18 protein-coding genes and 1 pseudogene are annotated in these 20,810 nt (G+C 45.4%); 11 read left to right on the forward strand and 8 right to left on the reverse strand.

Going from position 1 to position 20,810, the window contains the following annotated elements; genetic code table 11:
- Positions 1 to 1,455, forward strand: coding sequence for an NAD(P)(+) transhydrogenase (Re/Si-specific) subunit beta (locus tag IEV39_RS17310; protein WP_005283363.1), 1,455 nt, complete (start codon positions 1 to 3; stop codon positions 1,453 to 1,455).
- 66 nt (positions 1,456 to 1,521) lie between these two features.
- Here the strand turns inward: IEV39_RS17310 and IEV39_RS17315 are convergent, their stop codons facing one another.
- The 7 genes and pseudogenes from IEV39_RS17315 to IEV39_RS17345 form a co-directional block, all read right to left on the reverse strand.
- On the reverse strand, positions 1,522 to 2,343 hold the full coding sequence (locus tag IEV39_RS17315) for an SDR family NAD(P)-dependent oxidoreductase (RefSeq protein ID WP_005283367.1): 822 nt from the start codon (positions 2,341 to 2,343) through the stop codon (positions 1,522 to 1,524).
- Positions 2,344 to 2,515: 172 nt separating this feature from the next.
- Positions 2,516 to 3,138, reverse strand: a pseudogene (locus IEV39_RS17320) (NUDIX hydrolase).
- Positions 3,139 to 3,307: 169 nt separating this feature from the next.
- Positions 3,308 to 3,706, reverse strand: coding sequence for a ribosome silencing factor (gene rsfS, locus IEV39_RS17325; protein ID WP_005228728.1), 399 nt, complete (start codon positions 3,704 to 3,706; stop codon positions 3,308 to 3,310).
- An 81-nt stretch (positions 3,707 to 3,787) separates the two neighbouring features.
- Positions 3,788 to 4,582, reverse strand: a complete 795-nt coding sequence (locus IEV39_RS17330) for a hydroxypyruvate isomerase family protein (RefSeq protein WP_005283376.1) — start codon at positions 4,580 to 4,582, stop codon at positions 3,788 to 3,790.
- A gap of 30 nt (positions 4,583 to 4,612) precedes the next feature.
- Positions 4,613 to 5,479, reverse strand: coding sequence for an NAD(P)-dependent oxidoreductase (locus tag IEV39_RS17335; RefSeq protein ID WP_005283379.1), 867 nt, complete (start codon positions 5,477 to 5,479; stop codon positions 4,613 to 4,615).
- Between the two features lie 21 nt (positions 5,480 to 5,500).
- Positions 5,501 to 6,289 (reverse strand): crotonase/enoyl-CoA hydratase family protein, encoded by a 789-nt coding sequence (locus IEV39_RS17340; RefSeq protein WP_005283382.1) that lies wholly within the window; start codon positions 6,287 to 6,289, stop codon positions 5,501 to 5,503.
- A gap of 75 nt (positions 6,290 to 6,364) precedes the next feature.
- Positions 6,365 to 9,175: a GacS-like sensor histidine kinase gene (locus IEV39_RS17345; protein ID WP_005283384.1), complete on the reverse strand. Its 2,811-nt coding sequence runs from the start codon at positions 9,173 to 9,175 to the stop codon at positions 6,365 to 6,367.
- Positions 9,176 to 9,324: 149 nt separating this feature from the next.
- On the opposite strand from IEV39_RS17345, the gene cysM reads away from it, so the two are divergent.
- The 4 genes from cysM (at position 9,325) to IEV39_RS17365 (ending at position 14,908) form a co-directional block, all read left to right on the forward strand.
- Positions 9,325 to 10,254 (forward strand): cysteine synthase CysM, encoded by a 930-nt coding sequence (gene cysM / locus IEV39_RS17350; protein ID WP_032875944.1) that lies wholly within the window; start codon positions 9,325 to 9,327, stop codon positions 10,252 to 10,254.
- 78 nt (positions 10,255 to 10,332) lie between these two features.
- Positions 10,333 to 11,154, forward strand: a complete 822-nt coding sequence (locus IEV39_RS17355) for a 3'-5' exonuclease (protein ID WP_005228735.1) — start codon at positions 10,333 to 10,335, stop codon at positions 11,152 to 11,154.
- Positions 11,155 to 11,163: 9 nt separating this feature from the next.
- Positions 11,164 to 12,573 (forward strand): 23S rRNA (uracil(1939)-C(5))-methyltransferase RlmD, encoded by a 1,410-nt coding sequence (rlmD, locus tag IEV39_RS17360; protein ID WP_005283387.1) that lies wholly within the window; start codon positions 11,164 to 11,166, stop codon positions 12,571 to 12,573.
- A 31-nt stretch (positions 12,574 to 12,604) separates the two neighbouring features.
- Entirely contained in the window at positions 12,605 to 14,908 is a 2,304-nt protein-coding gene (locus tag IEV39_RS17365; RefSeq protein WP_005228737.1) for a RelA/SpoT family protein, read from the forward strand.
- Positions 14,909 to 14,953: 45 nt separating this feature from the next.
- Here the strand turns inward: IEV39_RS17365 and IEV39_RS17370 are convergent, their stop codons facing one another.
- Positions 14,954 to 15,727, reverse strand: coding sequence for an SDR family oxidoreductase (locus IEV39_RS17370; protein WP_005283391.1), 774 nt, complete (start codon positions 15,725 to 15,727; stop codon positions 14,954 to 14,956).
- A gap of 102 nt (positions 15,728 to 15,829) precedes the next feature.
- Between IEV39_RS17370 and mazG the strand changes: the two genes are divergently transcribed.
- The 6 genes from mazG to panC all read left to right on the forward strand — a co-directional run bounded on the left by mazG (position 15,830) and on the right by panC (position 20,808).
- The gene (gene mazG / locus IEV39_RS17375; RefSeq protein ID WP_005283393.1) at positions 15,830 to 16,636 is read left to right on the forward strand and encodes a nucleoside triphosphate pyrophosphohydrolase; all 807 of its coding nucleotides are present in this window, start codon (positions 15,830 to 15,832) and stop codon (positions 16,634 to 16,636) included.
- Entirely contained in the window at positions 16,605 to 17,030 is a 426-nt protein-coding gene (locus IEV39_RS17380) for a ComEA family DNA-binding protein (RefSeq protein WP_005283396.1), read from the forward strand. The genes mazG and IEV39_RS17380 overlap by 32 nt, the downstream gene beginning before the upstream one ends.
- Positions 17,031 to 17,170: 140 nt before the next feature.
- Entirely contained in the window at positions 17,171 to 18,625 is a 1,455-nt protein-coding gene (pcnB, locus tag IEV39_RS17385) for a polynucleotide adenylyltransferase PcnB (protein ID WP_005283398.1), read from the forward strand.
- Entirely contained in the window at positions 18,622 to 19,110 is a 489-nt protein-coding gene (folK, locus tag IEV39_RS17390; protein ID WP_005283402.1) for a 2-amino-4-hydroxy-6-hydroxymethyldihydropteridine diphosphokinase, read from the forward strand. The genes pcnB and folK overlap by 4 nt, the downstream gene beginning before the upstream one ends.
- 39 nt (positions 19,111 to 19,149) lie before the next feature.
- The gene (gene panB / locus IEV39_RS17395; protein WP_005228749.1) at positions 19,150 to 19,959 is read left to right on the forward strand and encodes a 3-methyl-2-oxobutanoate hydroxymethyltransferase; all 810 of its coding nucleotides are present in this window, start codon (positions 19,150 to 19,152) and stop codon (positions 19,957 to 19,959) included.
- 3 nt (positions 19,960 to 19,962) lie between these two features.
- Positions 19,963 to 20,808, forward strand: a complete 846-nt coding sequence (gene panC, locus IEV39_RS17400; RefSeq protein WP_005283405.1) for a pantoate--beta-alanine ligase — start codon at positions 19,963 to 19,965, stop codon at positions 20,806 to 20,808.
- Positions 20,809 to 20,810 lie beyond the last annotated feature (2 nt).

Raw genomic sequence — 20,810 nt, forward strand, 5'->3', positions numbered from 1 at the left:
ATGGAATTCATTCGAGACTATGCGGATTGGTTCTACCTGATTGGTGCTGTCCTCTTTATCTTAACCTTACGTGGTTTGTCTGGCCCTAAGACTGCAATTGCGGGTAACCGTTACGGTATGATCGCAATGGCGATTGCGGTTGTGACCACTTTCTTTGTTGCTGAACGTCCAGTGGTCTGGATGATCGGTGGTGCAATGGTGTTAGGTGCTGTTGTGGGTATCGCTCGTGCGAAAACCGTTCCAATGACACAAATGCCTGAAACTGTCGCATTGATGCACTCTTTGGTCGGTTTGGCTGCGGTATTGATTGCGATTGCTGCGATCTTGCATAACAACCAGCTCACTGCATTGTTTGCACAAAATGAAGCTGCTTTAACGGCTGCGGGTGTTCAACATGCACATATGAGTTCAGTTCACTTATTTGAATTGTTCGTAGGCTGCTTCGTGGGTGCAATCACCTTTACTGCATCTGTATTTGCTTACGGTAAATTGGCTGCAAAGAAATGGGCAAAAACCATTTCGGGTGCATGGGTTAAACCGGTTCAGGCGATCATCTTTATTGCGATGCTGGCGTGTGGTTTCTACTTCTTCACTACCGGTAACATGACTGCATTCTGGGCAATGACAGCACTTGCACTTGCATTTGGCTGGGTATGGATTGCACCAGTCGGTGGTGGTGATATGCCAGTTGTGGTTTCACTATTGAACTCATTCTCTGGTTGGGCTGCGGCAGGTATTGGTTTCACACTTGAAAACAATATGTTGATTGTTGCAGGTTCGCTTGTAGGTTCTTCTGGTGCGATTCTTTCTTACATCATGTGTAAGGCGATGAACCGTTCAATCATCAACGTATTGTTTGGTGGTGCAATGGGCGGCACGACAGTTGCTTCAGCAGACAAAGGTGAGCAAGTGCAACGTAACCACCGTTCTGGTTCAGCAGATGACGCAGGCTTCCTGATGTCAAATGCAGACAGCGTTGTGATTGTACCGGGTTATGGTATGGCGCAAGGTCGTGCACAGAATGCAGTGAAAGAGTTGTGTGAAATTCTGAAAGAGCAGGGCGTAAAAGTTCGCTTCGCGATTCACCCAGTGGCAGGTCGTATGCCTGGTCATATGAACGTATTGTTGGCAGAAGCAGATGTTGCCTATGAAGACATCTTGGAAATGGATGAGATCAACTCGGACTTCCCTGCAACAGACGTGGTACTGGTGATTGGTGCGAACGACGTGGTTAACCCAGCGGCGAAAGATGATCCAAGCTCACCGATTTACGGTATGCCGATCCTTGAAGCACATAAAGCACGTACCATTATGGTCATCAAGCGTTCAATGGCGACAGGTTATGCTGGCCTAGACAATGATTTGTTCTACAATGAAAAAACCATGATGATCTTTGGTGATGCCAAGAAAGTTGTGGAAGACATGACCAAAGCAATCAATGGTGGTGGTCACTAATCTGACTGCACCCCAGATTGTAAAAGCCACCTTCGGGTGGCTTTTTTTATTTGAGGTTATTTTTATTTAAATAAACTTTTCAACTAAGTTCATAGACTGTTGATAGAGGTCACGTGCCAGTTGCTGATTTTTGGCATGTGAAGATTTCCAGTCAGGCATATGTGCACTGACATATGCTCCATTGCGTTTCGCCCATTCATCCCCAATCGCCATTTGAGTAATCAGTTTTGCAGGAACAGAAGTTGGAACTAAGCCGAGTTTCATTGCTGCATAAACAGGTTTGGGTAGGTCGCGATAAATATCAGAGGCAACCCCACCGGGATGTAGGGCATTATTGGTAACTGAACTATCTGCCAACTGTTCGGCCAAGGCATTGCTCAGCAATAAATTGGCAAGCTTGGATTGTCCATAATAAAACAGCGGATTATAAAAACCTTCTGCGCGGAACTTATTGGGTTTGATGGAGCCTGCCCAATGTGCGATTGAGGCTAAATGGACAATCCGTGCCTGAGGAGATTGTTTTAAAACAGGAAGTAGTTTTTGGGTCAATAAAAAATGACCGAGATAATTGACACCAAATTGTTGCTCGAAGCCATCGGCTGTCAGCTGTTTAGTCTTGGCAAATAAGCCCGCATTGTTGATTAACACATCCAGCTTGCCGTAACGATCTGCGATTTCATCGGCTGCTTTTCGGGTAAGTTCAAGGCTGTTGAGGTCAAGGGAGATCAGGTCGACTTGACCTTGGTCGAGTGCACGTAATTTGTTTTGTGCTTGTTGTGCTTTCTGTGGATTTCGGCAGGCCAGAATCACGTGTTGCCCTTGTTTAACCAGCTGTTCTGCCGTGGCAAAACCAATGCCGGTATTGGCACCTGTAATTAGTATTTTCACTTCCTGTACTCCAGTTATGCTATTTATTGGTGGGATGGCAAGAATCTGTATAGTGCTGCAATTTTGACAATTTGTCATGTCAAAAGTAAGGGTGGGTGATAACTGGTATTTACAGATCTTTAGAGAGCCGCGTTACTGGTCTTTGCAGATGATGAATTGTTTGAATTGGAGCTTAGTCGAAATCAGTCTGCTCGGGTAAAACTTGCAGTAACTCAAAAAATTGATGGATTTGTGCTTCTGTGACACGTGCTGTAGAAATGGGAGGTAATTCATTTCTACCAAAGAAACCCACTTCAGATGTTTCAATACTTGGTTTTAACTCACCCCCAATAAGTTCACACCAAAAGAAAGCCTTATACACATGTAGAAACATGGCTGGATGAGGATGTTTTCTCCGATCCGTCAGTGCCAGAAGTCTGGTTGCTTTCACTTCTAATCCTGTCTCTTCCAGAACTTCTTTTTCTGCATTCTCTGCTGCTGAGTAGCCAATATCAGCCCAGCCGCCTGGAATAGACCATAAGCCGTCTTCTGTTTCTTTGGCTAATAAGAGAGTTTATTGTCTTTAAATACGACTGCACGCACATCTATTTTAGGTGTTGCATATCCGACATCCTGAAGCACATCTGCAATAAAGTCTTGGGTGTCAATTTCTTTTAAATCAATCAAAGTGCGAACATAACTGATAATTTGGTCATAACGTTCTTTGTCATAGACATCTTTTGAATAGTACAAACCTGTTTGCGCGAGTCCAGTAATTTTGTTGAGTGTTTCAATCCATTCAGTTGAATCTTTCATCTTGTTTTAGATTTAATTGCTGATCAGTGAATCCATACTAGCATTGTTGTGCTGATTGGCAATGAAAAGAAGGAATCTATCAAGCGGGAGGAAAGAACCATAAAACTAGCTTAAAACGAGTTTTTAAGTATAAAAAAAGCGACCGATTCGGTCGCTTTTTTGGAGAGCTTTACGCTACAGATTCGGGTGCACGCCATAAGCTTTCTAGGTCATAGAACTTACGCGCGGTTGGTAACATTACATGTACCACAACGAAACCGAGATCGATTAAGATCCATTCAGCATCGCGTTCACCTTCGACACCGATTGGGCGGAAACCTGCTTTACGTGCTTCATCAGCAACATTGTCTGCAAGGGCTTTAACATGACGTGTCGATGTACCGCTTGCAATTACAATTGCATCGGCAACATTGCTGATCGTACTTACGTCAAGTTCAAGAATATCTTTGGCTTTTACATCAGTGAGAGCTTCATGTACAACTTTAAGGCAAGCGTGTACATCTTTGTTCGCTGTTTTGATTTTTAGGTCGTGAGAATTAGAAGCGCTGGGCGATGGTTCTAAATTCATAGAGGGTATATTTTCCTGACAATTGCTCATTCTCAAATATACCGTTTTTCTCTAAAAAGTTCAAATTTTAGCAGTAACAGTTTATGTATTCACATCATTGGAAAAGTACTTCTTTTTCCAGGCAAAAGATTGATCTGACTGGTTTTTTGGCCGATATTCCGCTGCAATAAGGCCGCGATAGTCGCTTTGTAGCAGCCAGTCAAAGATCTGTTTATACGGGATATTTCCTGTATCTGGCTCATGGCGACCCGGACAGTCGGCAAATTGAATATGTCCAATCTGATGCAGATTTTCTTGTAGCCCGGCTAAAACATCTTCCCCCATCATCGCCATATGATAACAGTCATATTGCATTTTTAAGGCTGGATGGTTAACTGCTTCTAACATTTCCTGACCCTGAGCAATGTTCTGGATCAAAAAACGTGGCATGTCAGTGCCATTAATCATCTCGAAAACCAGTTCGATACCTTGCTCGCTCAACATGTGGCAAGCAAGCTTTAGGTTGCTGGCCAGCGTATTCAGACAAGGGAGCAGATCTGCATCCAGGGGTTGTTTGCCGGCCAGAATATTAACGCGCGGCACATTGAGTGCGGTGGCATAGCGTATAGTCAGTTCAAGCGCCTGATGGAATTCAATTTCTTTTCCCGGGATACCTGCCAGTCCATTACCGCCCTGCATCAGATCACCGGCAGGAACATTGATCAGGCATAGTGACAGATTGTGTTGTTCCAGTTGGGTGCGTAAATCAACTACGTCTAACTCATAAGGAAACTGAATTTCAACCTGTTGAAATCCGTGTGCATGTGCTAAAGCAAAGCGCTCAATTAAAGGGACTTCGGTAAAAATCATTGATAAATTGACTGCGAGATGGCTCATATTCTGACTCCCTGAATCAATAGACCCTGTTTATTGTTCTATAACTTTGATAATAGTAGCTAAATCCTTCTCGGCAAAGCCATTTTCTTGGTGGGCTTGTAACTGTAGTAAGGCTTTTTGTGCGACAGGTATCTTTAAGTTAAAACTTTGTGCCAGTTGTAGTGCATTGTTGAGGTCTTTTGACAAAGTTTGCACTTTCCATTGCACTGGTTCAAAGGTCTCGGTTGCCATGCGCGGCGCCAGTATCTGGAACGGCTTTGAATCGGCAAAGCCGCCTGCAAGGGCGGGAGCCAATAGGGTGGTGTCTACACCGGCCTGATCTGCCAGTGCCACCGCTTCAGCAATCAAAGTACTGTTGGCTGCCACAATTAACTGATTACAAATCTTGGTGGCTTGACCTGTACCCGAGTCACCCATACGTGTTACCCGCTGGGACAGCACCTGATAAATAGGATCAAGTTGCTGGATGATCGCCGCATCACCACCTGCAAAAATGACTAAGGTCCCTTGTTCAGCCCCCATGGTTCCACCGGATACAGGAGAGTCAATCCAGATTACATCCTGTTGTTGTGCTGCTTGGGCAAGACTTAGCGTCGCGGCAACCGATAAACTGGAAAAATCCACAATGATTTGCTGTGCTTTTAAGGCTGGCTGAATTTGGGAAAATACACTTTGAACTGCCTGATCATCGGCCAGACAGGTTAAAACGACAGGATAATTTCCAATCTCTGCCAAGTCCAGACTTTGAGCACCTTGTTGAATCAGCACTTCACATGCATGAGGACTACGGTTCCAGACCGCCACCGTATAACCGGCTTGTAGCAGTCGGCTGGCCATACGTGTACCCATTAAACCCATACCTAAAAATGCGATGGGTGTTTGTTGATTAACATGCATGTGAATATTCCCTGATTGTGCTTATTTATATTGGCGCGGTAAAAATTCCACTTCCGGGTTTTTATCCTTCTTACGCGCAAGACGACTATTTTTACCTAAGATTAGTTTAAGTTGCCACAGCTTTTCCAGACGTAATGCTTTTTCCGGTTGGTGTTCCATTGCATCCAGTACGCGTTTTGCAGCCATAATCGCATCAGGTGAACGCTGTAATATTTCTTCGGCAATCAGCTGGGCTTTTGCCAATGGATCGTTGTCTAAATGCGTCACCAGACCAATTTGCTTGGCATATTCGGCATCAAAGATACGTGCGGTCAGCGTCAGTTCTTTGGCAAGATCAACGCCAATCAGACCTTTCAGGGAACGGGTTAGTCCCATATCCGGTACAAGGCCCCAGCGACTTTCCATAATCGACATTTTAGTGCTTGGTGTTGCGATGCGAATATCTGCGGCAAGTGCCAGTTGCATGCCAGCGCCAAAGCAATAGCCTTCAATGGCTGCAATCACAGGAATCGGCAGGTTCTGCCAGATTAAAAATGCTTTTTGAAACAGGCTCTGGCCCGGCTTGATCAGTTCCCATGCTGCAAATGCGGTATTCTTCGGATTATTTAGATCAGACAGGTCGATGCCAGCACTAAATACATTGGCTTCACCCGTTAAGATGACACAGCGGATTGAACGGTCTTTTTCAATTTTTTTGGCGGTGGCCACTAGTTCTTTTAGCAAGGCAAAGCTCATTGCATTGCGTTTATCTGGTCGGTTTAAAGAAACGGTCGCAATTCCATTGTTCTTTTCAACGCGTAAAAGTGCCATCTGTCTTACTCTTATTGTGTTCGATGAGGCAGCATAACATGAGTGTCAGGGCTGAAACATGACACCCCAGTCACCTTAACTGTCGTGCGCATGCAAGATCAAATGTGCTGCCTGTCTGACCTGTTCAATCGCTGTATTGAGCTCACTGAAACGATGATTGGTTTCACGGATAAATTGATCATCTGCTTTACGGCGCTCTTTGCGTAAGGTCGAGACAAACTGTTCAAACTCACCTGAGACCTGTTGCAGATTCGGTGTACCGACATAGCGGGTTGCGCCATACAGACGGTGTAGCACATGCTCGAGCTGTGGAAAATCTTCCATTTCAATCAACTGCTGCATTTCTGCAAGTTCGGTATCGAAACTGTCGACCAGCATATTCAACAGGTCTTGCGCCAAATCTTCTTTGTTCGCAGCCAACTGCACGCTTTGTTGCCAGTTCAGAATATGAGGGTCAATGGACTCGACTGGACGCTTTTGTTCAATATTGACTGGCTGGGCACTAAAGTTATTCTTGGTCCAGTGTGTCAGGATCTGGATGATCTGTTCCATCTGAATCGGTTTAGTGACATAGTCATTCATCCCCACTTTAAGTAACTTCTGCTTTTCATCTGCCAGTGCATGTGCGGTGAGGGCAATGATAGGCAGTTGCATGCCATTATCAAGCGTCGATTCTAGAGAGCGGATGGCGCGCGTGGTATCAATCCCTGACATGACCGGCATTTGAATATCCATAAATACCAGATCGAATGGTGGTGATTTTTGCTCGATACGCTCCTGAATAATATCAATGGCTTTTTGTCCGCTGAGTGCTTTGGTGGTGGTGACATTGAGTTCACCCAGTAACGCTTCAAGTACAATCAGGTTGGGTAGATGATCGTCAACGGCCAGAACGTGTAGACCTTGACCATTAAAGTCTTCAGGTTCCTGTTCGAAAATCGGCTGGTTACCGAGCAACTGAACCAGCTCGCGACGACTAAGCGGTTGATACAGCGGACGTGCGCGATATTCATTCAGCATATTCGGATCAAGGCTCATCTGGTAACCATACACCGCAAGGTTACCGTGATAACGCTGACGAATTTCTTTTAACAGGGCTTCGGTATCGCCGCTATGGTCCACAATCAGCCAGGTGCTTTCCTGCTGATTGAGATGATTTAAACGGCTAAACAAGTCCAGAATGGATTGGGTTTCGATATGGGAAACCCGATAATTTTCCAGATATGAGCGTAGCACGCTGGCTGTTGCAGGATGGGCCAGATAAGACACCACCTGTAAATGGTCAAAATGAGGATGCTCGACAAACTCATCCTGTTCTTCCACTTTAAAGGATGCGGTAAACCAGAAGGTTGAACCTTTCTCTGTGGGTGCACGTTCCTGATTATCTTCAAAGCCAATCTGGCCGTGCATCAGGTGTACCAATTGCTTGGAAATGGCCAGACCGAGTCCAGTTCCACCAAATTGACGGGTAACCGAAGCATCCCCTTGGGAAAAGGATTCGAATAATTTTTTACGGTCAGTGCCGCTTAAGCCAATGCCGCTGTCCTGGACGCTGAAATGCAATAAACATTGTCCAATTTCATCATCTTCCATCCGTACCCGCACGATAATCTCACCGTCAGGGGTGAACTTGATCGCATTGGAAATCAGGTTGGTCAGAATCTGTTTGAAACGTAACGCATCACCAACCACATGTTGTGGAATGTTTTCAGCATAATAGAAGGCCATATTGATATGCTTTTGTGCCGCCAGCGGCGAGAGCATATCCATCACATCAAAGATGGCTTCTTCAAGATCAAACGGGGCGGTTTCGAGTTCCAGTTTACCTGCATCAATTTTAGAAAAGTCCAGTACATCATTAATCAGTGCCAATAAATGCGCTGAGGATTTTCGAATGGTTTGCAGATACAGGTTCTGTTCATTGCTCAGGTTTTGCTGACGTAGCAACAAATGAATAAAGCCATCAATACTGTTGAGTGGCGTTCTGAGCTCATGACTGATATTGGCTAGGAAAACCGACTTGGACTGATTGGATGAAATCGCCTGGTCACGCGCCTGACGATAGGTAATGTTTTGAACTTCCAATGTATCCAGAGTCCGACGTAAATCTTCTTCGGTCTGTTCGGTATGTTCTTTCAATTCGAGAAAGCTAAAGTGCAGGCGTTTGACGACGTTGGCAATGTCACGCTGTAGTAAACGCAGTTCACCGGTACTGTTCACCACAATGTGCTGATCGAGGGTGTCGGCATTGAGTCGTTGCATCTGCATACGAATCTCGTAGATCGGGGCCAGCCAGCGACGGGAGAACACATTCAGGCAGAACAGTAAAATCAGGATGGTCAATAAACCAGTGACCACCAATGAAAGTAAGACTTTATAGCGGGCCAGTTCCAGTGGTTGATTGTCCAGTTCAATCATCAGCCAGACGGAATCAGGATTGCCGCTGTCCAGTTTTGCACCGTAAATATTATTGTGGTTATGCGAAATCGGGCCGAAAAAATTACTGTTATTGGGGAAGTTAGGCCAGAAGCGGTTGTTTTGATAACCGACACTTAAATAGGTCTGTCCTTTATTATCAATCAGCACGGCACGTTGTAAATTCTTTTCATCAAACATTTTTTGCATGATGTTTTGCGCGCGGTCATATTGATCGGGCTGCTCTTGCACCAGCTTTAATAAATCATTCGCGGTTTGATGATAGCGTGCCAGAATCGCCGAGGCATCTGAGCGCTGTTGCTGTTTGGCTGAGTTAGTGGTTTCGGCTAAAACCCAGAGAATTCCTACACTTGTCAAAATTGCAATTGGCACAAGAATCAGTGCAATCAACTGCCCATAAGCATGATTGAGGCGTAAACGTTTCGATATGGTCTTATTGAAATTTGACATAGTTCGGTCAGATTTATCATTCTGCGCAATATCTTAGCATGCTTTCTGATAAGCGCAGCGATCTGCTTGCCAATAAAAAGCAGAGTGAAATGGTGCAGTATTTCTGTTTTTTTCATACAATAGTCGCCACCTTAATATCGGTGTCGATCATGACGAATACGCAAACTGATTTTTTAGCAGATGAATTTTTACTGGATGAGTATGTCGGTAAAACCCCTTTAGTACGTTTGCAGCGTTTAGCGTGTCATACCCAGGCCACGGTATTAGCCAAATTAGAAGGTAACAATCCGGCAGGTTCGGTCAAGGATCGTCCTGCCTATAACATGATTGTACAGGCCGAAAAACGTGGGCAGATCCAGCCAGGCGATACCTTGATTGAAGCGACCAGTGGTAATACCGGTATTGCTTTGGCGATGGTTGCGGCCATGCGCGGCTATAAAATGAAGCTGATCATGCCGAACAACATGAGTCAGGAACGTAAAGATGCCATGCTAGCTTATGGTGCGGAGTTGATTGAAGTGACTCAGCAGCAAGGCATGGAAGGCGCGCGTGACCTGGCGATGCAAATGCAGGCAGAAGGCAAGGGTTTTGTACTGAACCAGTTTGGTAACCCAGACAATGTTGAAGCGCATTATCTGACCACAGGACCTGAAATCTGGAAGCAAACAGGCGGCAAGATTACTCATTTCGTTAGCTCGATGGGCACCACAGGTACGATCATGGGGGTTTCTAAATATTTGAAGGAACAAAACCCTGATATTCAGATTGTCGGTTTACAACCTTCGGACGGTTCCAGCATCGCGGGGATTCGCCGTTGGCCTGAAGAATATTTGCCAACCATTTTTGATCGAAGTCGTGTCGACCGTATTATTGATATTCCCCAGATTGAAGCAGAAAAAACCATGCGTAAGCTGGCACGTACCGAGGGGATCAGCGCGGGTACTTCTTCTGGTGGTGCAGTTTGGGCATCGGTTAAACTTGCTGAAGAAACTCCTGATGCCGTGATTGTCTGCATTATCTGCGACCGCGGTGACCGTTATTTATCAACGGGTTTATTTTCAGTTCAAGATGAAGACTAATCTCCCGTCGGGCGCTGTTATAATGACAGCTCACCCTTGGTTCAAGGGAGCTGTTTCGCTCCGTAAGGGAATTCTGAAATGAATTTACGCTTTCCGATTTTAGTGTTTGATATTGAGACCCTGACTGATCTCAAGGCCGGGGCACATCTCCATGATCTGGACTTGCCAGCAGCCGATGTAGAACAGGCGCTGACCAAGATTCGCCGCCAGGAATCAGGTGTAGAATTTCAGCGTCTGCCTTTACATGAGATTGTCTGTATTTCTGGATTATGGATTGATGAAAAAGGCTTTCGCCTGTTTTCATTCAGTCAGGAGCAGAATAGCGAAGCAGAAATGCTGGCCAAGTTTCTGTCTATTTTTGACAAGAAGCAGCCGACACTGGTGAGCTGGAATGGTTCGCAATTTGACTTGCCAGTGATTCTGTTCCGGGCTATGTACCACGGCCTGTCTGCGCCGAGCCTGTTTGATCAGGGCGAAATTGACCAGCAGAAGCGCTACAACAATTATCAGAATCGCTATCACCATCGTCATGTTGACCTGATGGATGTGATGGCCATGTTTAATGGTCGTAATTTCCAGAAGCTGGATGATATTGCCTGTTTGCTGGGTTTTCCGGGCAAACGTGGTGAAGTTGGCTATCGTGTGCCAGACTATGTCCGTACTGAACAATGGTTAAAACTGACCAGTTATTGTGAAGGCGATGTGCTGAATACATGGCTGGTCTATATCCGCTGGTTGTTGCTAAAAGGTCAGCTCAATCAAAAGGATCATCAACAGTTGATTCAGGCAACGATTGATTATTTACAAACTCAAACGCAACAAACTGAATTTTTACAGGTATGGCAACAAACATCGCAATATACTGTATTTACCGCACCCACTTTTGCGCCAAAAAATTAGGTTCATCTTTTGAAACACAAAGCGAAACATCGCCCCGCCCAATATCCAACCTATACCTTTCAAATCGAAGCGTTTTCTCATGAAGGGCGCGGCATCGCGCATTATGGAACGCATCCTGATCATCCTAAAGAAAAGCATGGCAAGAAAGTCTTTATTCGCTATGGTCTCGTCGGTGAAACGGTACAGGCAAAGATTACCAACCAGACTTCTCGTCTGGAAGAAGCCGACATGATCAAGCTGGAAGGTGAGGCGGCTGAAGGTCGTGTCGATCCGATCTGTCCTCATTTTGGGGTATGTGGTGGCTGTAGCCTGCAACATATTCATCCTGACCAGCAGATTTTGTTGAAACAGAATGTGTTGAAGTCGCATTTACAACATTTTGCTGGTTTAGAGCCTGAGCAATGGCTGGCACCGATCCGTTCGGTAAAAACCGATTATCGCCGTCGTGCCCGTATCGGGGTGCGCTATATTGCCAAACAGAACCGTTTGGTGATGGGTTTTCGTGAGCATCATAGTAATCACCTCACTGCCATCCAGCAGTGCAATGTATTGGATCAAACTTTGTCCGAAAGCTTGCCTGAACTTAGAAAATTACTCGAAAGTCTTACAGGCAAAGCCCATATCGGTCATATAGAATTGGCCATGGGCGATACCGAGGTGGCATTGCTGATTCGTCATCTTGATGAATTAAATGTGTCGGATGTCAACCAATTACGTCAGTTTACGTTACTCAAGGGATGGCAGTTGTATTTGCAGCCCAAAGGGGCAGAGAGTTTACATCGAGTAGATGATGCTCAGGCACCGATGCGCTTGCATTACAGTCTGGATGATTTTGCAGTCAAATTTGCATTTTCACCTTTAGACTTTACCCAGGTGAACAGCGCTGTAAATGCACAGATGATTCACTTGGCATGTGAATTGCTTCAGTTACAGCAAGGGGAGAGAGTGCTTGACCTGTTCTGTGGATTAGGCAATTTCTCGCTCCCGATTGCACGTCGTGTGGGAGAAACGGGTCAAGTGGTGGGTGTTGAAGCAAGTGATGAGATGGTGCAACGGGCAACTGAAAATGCGAAAGCCAATCAATTGCCACAAGCAATGTTCTTTTCACAAGATTTAACAAAAGACTTTTCGCATCATTCTTGGGCGAAACAGGGATTTGATGCATTATTAATTGATCCTCCACGATCAGGTGCGTTTGAAGTCATGCAATATGTACCTAATTTTGGAGCGAAAAGAATCGTTTATGTATCATGTAACCCATCAACACTGGCAAGGGATGCAGGTGTACTGGCACAATATGGCTATCGGTTAAAGAAAGCTGCGGTGATGGACATGTTTACGCATACTGAACATGTTGAATCGATTGCCCTGTTTGAGAAAATTGAGAAGCTGGAAAAAATCGAAGAGATAAACGATTAAAAAATGAGTTACATATCCAGAGGAGAAAGGTATGGTCACAGTACGTGAACAGTTACCTGGACGACTCCAAGAGTTGTCTGAGGAAGCGACTGTAGAACATGCCGCTGAAGCGCAAAGTAGTCTGGTCTCCTGGCTAGATCGGGTGCGTGGTATTTTGGATGGGGCTGAGCTGAAACAACTTCAAAAAGTTGCCGAGCTGACCTTAGCAAAAGAGTTACAAGCGACGGATCATCGTATCAATACCTTTAGTACAGGTATTGGTATGGCGGATATTTTGGCCCATTTGCATGTCGACGAAGACACGCTTTCAGCGGCAGTGTTATATCGTAGTGTACGTGAAGGTCTGATTACTTTAGAGGACATTCAACAGCAGTTTGGCGAGCAGGTTCTGGCTTTGGTAAAAGGCACACTTGCAATGGGTAAACTGTCGGAGTTGATTGAAAAGAATAAGCGTTTAGAAGACCATTTTAATAATAATCAACGTGAACATCTAAACGGCATTTATAAGATGCTGATTTCAGTGACGGAAGATGTTCGGGTTGTGCTGATCAAGCTGGCAGAACGTACCTATGCCTTACGTGAGTTGGCAACCGCCAGTAAAGAGCGCCAAGAGCGGGTGGCACGTGAGATTCTGACCATTTACTCGCCGCTTGCGCACCGTTTGGGGATTGCCCAGCTCAAATGGGAGCTGGAGGATCTGGCCTTTCGTTATCTGGCCCCGGAACGCTATAAAGAAATTGCGTCTTTGCTGAACGAAAAGCGTCTGGAGCGTGAGCAATATATTCAGTTTGTGATTGATAAACTGAAAACCGAATTGGCTGCATATGATATTCAGGCGGAAATCACCGGGCGTGTGAAGCACATTTATTCGATTTATCGAAAAATGAAAAGCAAGAACCTGAGCTTCGATCAGCTTTATGATATTCGGGCAGTGCGTGTACTGGTCAAGAGCGTTCCAGATTGCTATCACGCTCTGGGCATCGTGCATCAGATCTGGCGGCATATTCCGAACCAGTTCGATGACTATGTCACCAATCCGAAAGCCAATGGCTATCGTTCATTGCATACCGCGGTAATTGCTGAGAACAAGTCATTGGAAGTACAGATTCGTACTTTTGAAATGCATAACGAAGCTGAGCTTGGGGTGTGTTCGCACTTTAACTATAAAGAAGGCGCCAAAAATACCGATCATTCCTTTAATGACCGTTTGCATTCATTACGTGCGGTGCTTGAGCATTATCAGGAACGTACTGAAACCACGCCACATGCTGAAGATGAAGAATCGAACGGCATTGATCAGATTCAGGATTTTGAGAATTTTGAAAAGATCTATGTGTTTAGCCGTGATGGGGATATCAAGGAATTACCACGTGGTTCCACTGTTCTAGACTTTGCCTATCATGTGCACACCGAGGTTGGAAACAAGTGCTATGCGGCACGAGTGAACCAGCGTTATGTGCCTTTAACCTATATGTTAAAGACCGGTGAGCAGGTTGAGATTTTAACCAAGAAAGATCGTGAACCGAACCGTGACTGGTTGGTGAATTCGCTGGGTTATATCAAGACTGCACGTGCACGTGACAAGTTACGTCACTGGTTTAGGCAGCAAGACCGTAGCAAGAATGTCGAAGTCGGGCGTGAGCTACTCACGAAAGAGCTGGCGCGTTTAGCCATCCATCCCAAGAGTATTGACCTGAAGGATTATTCATCTCATTTCAACCTGAAATCGGGTGATGATATTCTGGTGGCTTTGGTCAGTGGTGATATCAGCCTGCATGCCCTGATGAATCAGGTCAACCGTCAGATGCATCTAGATCAGGATGAACCTGAACTGGTGCTGAAACCGGCGTTAAATCCGCGTGCCAGCCATACGCTATCTGCGCATGGTATCCTGATTGATGGACTGGACAATGTCGAGCTGCATATTGCGCAATGTTGTCAGCCAGTACATGGTGAATCGATTGGTGGTTATATCACCTTGAATCGCGGTGTCAGTATCCATAAGGTGGCATGTCCAGATTACTTGCGCATGACCACACAAGAGCCAGAACGCGCAGTTGAAGCAGACTGGGAAATGCAGCCAACCCGTGGTCAGAGTGTTCAAATCGTGGTGGAAGCGTATGATCGCCGTGGTTTGCTCAAGGATCTGACCCAGGTGATTTTCTCAGACCAGATCAATATCCGTCAGGTCAATACCATTTCTGAGGCAGATGGTATTGCCAATATGAAGTTATTGATTGAAGTCAAAGGTTTGGCACAGTTGTCCAGATTGCTGGCTCGTCTGGAGCAGCAACCCGGGATTATCAGTGCTCGACGTCTGGTTCAAGGCAGTTAAGCTGGCCAACGTAAAAAGCTGCATTTCGATGCAGCTTTTTTATGCCTAACGTTTGGATAAAAACAGATTGGTCCAGCGATTCAGGAACTGCGGACTAAGGCTGGATAACTGATAGAGCAGTCTGGTTTTTATGCCGACAGGCGTATGGGGCGGGAGCAAGGCATGATCTTTGTGTTGTGCCAAATCTAGAACCTGTTTTGCGACATCGGCAGGAGTCAAATCTACCCCAATATTCTGGATACTGCCTGCATCCATGTTTTTTACCATGTTGGTTTGTACAAATAAGGGCATCACATCCAGAACACGGATTTTATATTTCTGCCATTCTACATCCAGAGCCTCGGTTAAACCGCGCACCGCAAATTTACTGGCGGAGTAAGACGCCAGATCAGCTTGACCATAAATCGCTGAGGCAGAGGAAAGGTTGATGACACGGGCAAAATCGGCCTGTTGCAGGTGTGCTAACGCGGCATGACAGCCATTGAGCATGCCTTTGAGATTGATATCAATAATGCGGTGATGTGATTGAATATCCGTATTTTCAAATGGTCCTGAGTAAAGAATGCCAGCATTGTTAATGAGCAGGTTAAGTTCACCAGCCCAGTGAGTAAATTCCTGCAATGCAGTTTGCCATTGTTGGTAATTGCTGACATCCAGATAACCGGCTTTGGCATGTATGCCCAGTTCTGCAGCTAAAGCCTGTGCTTGCTGTTGATTGATATCATAGATTCCCACTTTGAAACCTTGCTGGTAGAAGAGGCGGGCGATTTCAGCACCAATGCCTTGTGCAGCCCCACTAATAAAAACACTCTGTTGCATTGCCTTCCCTTGCTTTATATTGATAGTTTTTGCGTGCGTGTATATTACGCATAAGCGTATTCGGGCTGCAACACGTTGCTTCGATCAAGTGTGGAGATCATCATGGAAAAGTTATTGGCAATCATGCAAGAGTTAAGACAAAAGTGTCCATGGGATCAACAGCAAACACCAGAAAGCTTAACCCGTTATGCCATTGAAGAAGCTTATGAAGTTGAGGCAGCAATTCGCTCGGGGGACATCGACGAAATCCGCAATGAACTGGGTGATTTATTGTTGCAAGTGGTATTCCAGTCACAAATGTTTGATGAAAAAGGATTATTTAATTTTCAGGATGTGGTAAATGCAATCAGTGAAAAATTAATCCGCCGTCATCCCCATGTTTTTGAGGCGGAAAAATATCAAAATTTGAGTGCTGAGCAAGTCAGTGCATTATGGAAACAGATCAAACAACAGGAAAAACAGGGTAAAGTACAGTCTCGGTTAGATGAGATCAAGCATGCACCTGCACTGGTACAGGCGCATGAAATTCAAAAAAAGGCAGCGCAACTGGGTTTTGATTTTGAATGTGTTGAAGACGCTTATGGCAAACTGGATGAGGAGCTCGAAGAGTTACAACAGGCGATCAACAGCCACAATAGCGATGATATTCAGGAAGAGTTTGGAGATTGCTTATTCTCTCTGATCAATGTGGGACGAAAGCTTGGCGTGTCGAGTGAGAGCGCCTTGTTGGCGACGATCCATAAATTTAGAAGCCGTTTTGCTTTTATTGAGCAGCAGGCACAACAACAACACAAAGACTTGCAAGACATGAGTTTGGCTGAAATGGATGAGCTCTGGGAGCAAGCAAAACGACAATTAAAAGCTCAGGAGAGCAACCATGATATTGCAGCAAGTATGCCGCAAACATAAGTTTTTTCTATTCATTATTTTGTGCTTGGGGTGTGTATCACCCCTTAAGGCACAGCAGTTTGACCAGGCCTATCAGCAATGGAAAACTCAGCAACAGCTACGTGACCAGCAGTTGGCGAATCAGGCAAATAATAATTATTATTTATCCCGGCCCACTCAGCAGGCTCCACAGTGGCTTTCATCTTCTGTAAATACTCCGGGTGATAAGATTAGCTTGAATCAGGCCAGCTTGCAGCAACTCCAGATGTTAAATGGGGTAGGTGAGAAAAAAGCGCAAGCAATTATGGAATATCGGCAAAAAAATGGCGGTTTTAAAAGCGTCGATGAGTTGATGAATATCAAGGGAATCGGGCCAAAATTATTAGAGAAAAACAAAGCAAGGCTGATGTTATAAACCTGATATTGTCATAAAGTGATGAATGAGGTAGACAGATCTGTTGAAACTTGCAACAGAATAAATTGCCCTTTGTGTGTGTTAGAGCTATGATTAGCGACAAATTGTTATTTACGTCCTGACGTAGGAGACAGTGTCTTTTGCAAACTTTGCGTGCGTCAAAATGTGGTTTGTCCACAACTCAACTTCCTTCCTCAATTCTAGATGTGATTGATAGTCTGACTAAAGCAGGCTACGAAGCATATATTGTGGGCGGTGGTGTTCGAGATATGATGTTAGGTCTTAATCCAAAGGATTTTGACGCGGTTACTAATGCTACACCAGCTCAGGTGAAAGAAGTATTTGGTCGACGTTGCCGGATTATCGGGCGACGTTTTGAGCTGGCACATGTTTATTCCGGTCGTGAACTGATTGAAGTGGCGACCTTCCGTGCCCCGCCGAAAAAAGCGGTCACCAGTGCCTCCGGGATGATTCTTCGTGATAATAACTGGGGGACGATTGAGCAAGATTTTGCTCGCCGAGATTTTTCGATCAATACCCTGTATTACCAGCCACGAAAAGGGATCGTACTTGATTTCTGCCATGCGGTAGAGGATATCAAGACCCGTACCTTACGTTTTCTAGGTGAACCGGCACAGCGTTTTGAAGAAGATCCTGTACGGATGTTACGTGCATTGCGTTTTGCTGCAAAACTGAACTTCCAGATTGATCAATCCATTCTCGATGTGTTTAATGTTGAAATGACGCAATTATTGCGTGATGTCTCACCCCATCGTTTATATGATGAATCACAAAAACTGTTCACCATGGGGCATTTGACCCGTGTCTTGCCGATGTTGATCGAGTTTGGTGTGTGGAAGCAGCTATTTGCTGAAATCCAACCCAATATCACGGCATTTATTGACCGTGCTGCACGAAATACTGATCAGCGTATTCAAGTGGGTAAAACCATCAACCCGGCATTTTTCTATGCAGTCCTGTTATGGAAACCATTTTTAGAACGTTGTGATTTCTATCTGAACAAAGGGGTGGTACCCGCGGAAGCACGTGCACAAGCTGGACTTGATGTATTAAAACGTCAGGCGACCCGGACCATTATTCCGCGTTTTGCGGAAACCTTTATTCGTGAAGTCTGGGAAATGCAGACCCGCTTGCTCAATCCAAAGCCACAACAGATTGAGGCTTTGGCTGGCCATGCCCGTTTCCGTGCCGGTTTTGACTTCTTGCTGTTACGTGAGAAGTCTGGCGATGGTAGTACGGAAGGGATGGGCGTCTGGTGGGAAAGCTACCAGGAAATGACCATGGATCAAAAAGAAGCGGCAATCCGTCAATACAATCGTCAACGCAGCAAGACACGTCGTAAGGCGGTCGAAGCAGATGAGCCGAAGACGACTGAAATTGAGCCTTTGGTCAATGTCCTTGAGCCAAGAAGCCGCCGTGGTAAAAAAGAACGGGTTAGAGCGGATGAGTCTGCGAGCCGTTTTATAGAAAAAGCGGCTGGCAACTCAGGACAGGTTCATGCGGATCACCCGATCCTTAAGCGTAAACGCGTACAACGTGATTTAAGCCAAGTGGTTTTTGGGCCAACGCAATGACGATTCGTAGCTATATTGGTCTTGGCAGTAATTTAGGCGATTCGCAGCAGATTCTGAGTGAAGCTGTTGCGAAGCTGGCAACACTGGGTGCTGTACAGGTTTCCCGACTTTATCAAAGTCCACCGATGGGGCCGCAAGACCAGCCGAATTACCTCAATGCAGTTGTGCAACTGGATACCGACCTTGCACCGCTTGCGCTGTTAGATCAATTACAACAATTTGAGCAAGAAGCAGGGCGTGTCCGTTTACGACGCTGGGGAGAGCGCACGCTTGATCTGGATTTGCTGATCTATGGTCAGGAGCAGATCCGCAATGAACGCTTAACAGTGCCACATGTGGGTATTTTAGAGCGTGATTTCGTCGTTATTCCCTTATTAGACCTAGATGCTCATTTACAATTAAATGATCATTCTTTAAAAGATTTAGAACTGGTACAGCAAGCAAACTTGACTGTAATAGCAGACCAGTCTTGGGCAATCGCTTAAGACTGTTTCGTTCTGGAAACGCCTGTAGAGGACATCATCATGATTAGTCTAAGTGACTTAAGAAAATTTAAAGCCGAAGGACGCAAGTTCTCATGTCTTACTTGTTACGATGCAAGTATGGCTAAAGGGATGGAATTGGCTGAAATTGATACGATTTTAATCGGTGACTCTCTTGGAATGGCGATTCAAGGCAGAGACTCTACACTTCCTGTGACGGTTGAAGATATGGCTTACCATACGGCTGCTGTACGTCGTGGTAATGCCCATGCCCTGATTATGACTGACTTGCCATTTATGAGCTATGCCACGCTTGAGGATGGTTTGAAAAATGCAAAAACTGTCATGCAAGCTGGCGCACAAATGGTCAAGATCGAAGGCGGTGCCTGGCTGAGCGAACTGGTTACCGTGTTGACCCGTAATGGTATTCCTGTGTGTGTACATTTAGGTTTAACGCCGCAATCTGTAAATGTGTTAGGCGGCTATAAATTGCAAGCAAAAACACGTGAAGCCGCGGATCAGCTGATTGCCGACTGTCAGGCGGTGATTGATGCCGGTGCAGCAGTATTGGTACTTGAATGTGTACCTGCACAACTGGGTAAAGAAATTGCAGAACTGTTCCCGAATACACCCGTAATCGGAATTGGTGCAGGACATGAAACCGATGGGCAGGTATTGGTGGTTCAGGACATGCTTGGTCTGACCTTTGGTCGTGTTGCGCGTTTCGTTCGTAACTTCATGAAAGAGCAATCTGGCGAAACTGCCATTGTCGATGCGTTTAAAGCCTATCATGCTGCCGTGCAGGACCAGTCGTTCCCAGCCAAAGAACATACTTTTCAGGTTGAGCTTTAATCCATGAAAACTGAAACAACGATACAAGGCTTAACTGCGTCACTTTCTCCTGCGCGTAGTTCAAAGAAACTGATTGGTTTTGTACCGACCATGGGCAATCTGCATGAAGGTCATTTGACCTTGGTGCGTGAAGCAAAAAAACTGTGTGATGTGGTGGTGGTCAGTATTTTCGTCAATCCAATCCAGTTTGGCGCAGGCGAGGATTTTGATAGTTATCCACGTACATTAGAGCAAGACAGCCGCTTATTGGCGGATGTGGGCTGCGATATTATTTTTGCACCCACTGTTGAGCAAATGTACGGGACACAGCTGCGTTTGACCAATATCAGTGTGGGTCAGATTACCGATGACCTGTGTGGAAAATCACGTCCAGGTCATTTTGATGGCGTTGCAGTTGTGGTGACCAAGCTGTTCAATATTGTACAGCCTGATTTCGCGTTCTTCGGGCAAAAGGACTATCAGCAACTGGCTGTCATTCGTCAGCTGGTACAAGACCTGAACATGCCGCTTGAAGTGATTGGCGTGCCGATTGTACGGGCCGAAGATGGTTTGGCTTTAAGTTCTCGTAATGGTTATTTAACCGAAGAGCAACGGGCAATTGCACCCACTATTTATCAATCGCTCAAACAGGCTGAACAGCAATTGCATGAAGGGCAGGCACTCAACCAAGTGTTAGCAAATATCTCGACGCAATTGACACAGGCTGGCTTTGTTGTGGATTATGTGGAAGCTCGTCAGACCAACCTGCAACCGATTGCGCAATTTGATCAGGACCTTGTTGTTTTTGTTGCTGCAAAACTGGGTGCAACCCGTTTGATTGATAACCTACAAGTTGATTTTAAAACATAAAA

Origin of the sequence: Acinetobacter courvalinii, assembly GCF_014635545.1 — a bacterium.
GTDB lineage: Bacteria > Pseudomonadota > Gammaproteobacteria > Pseudomonadales > Moraxellaceae > Acinetobacter > Acinetobacter courvalinii.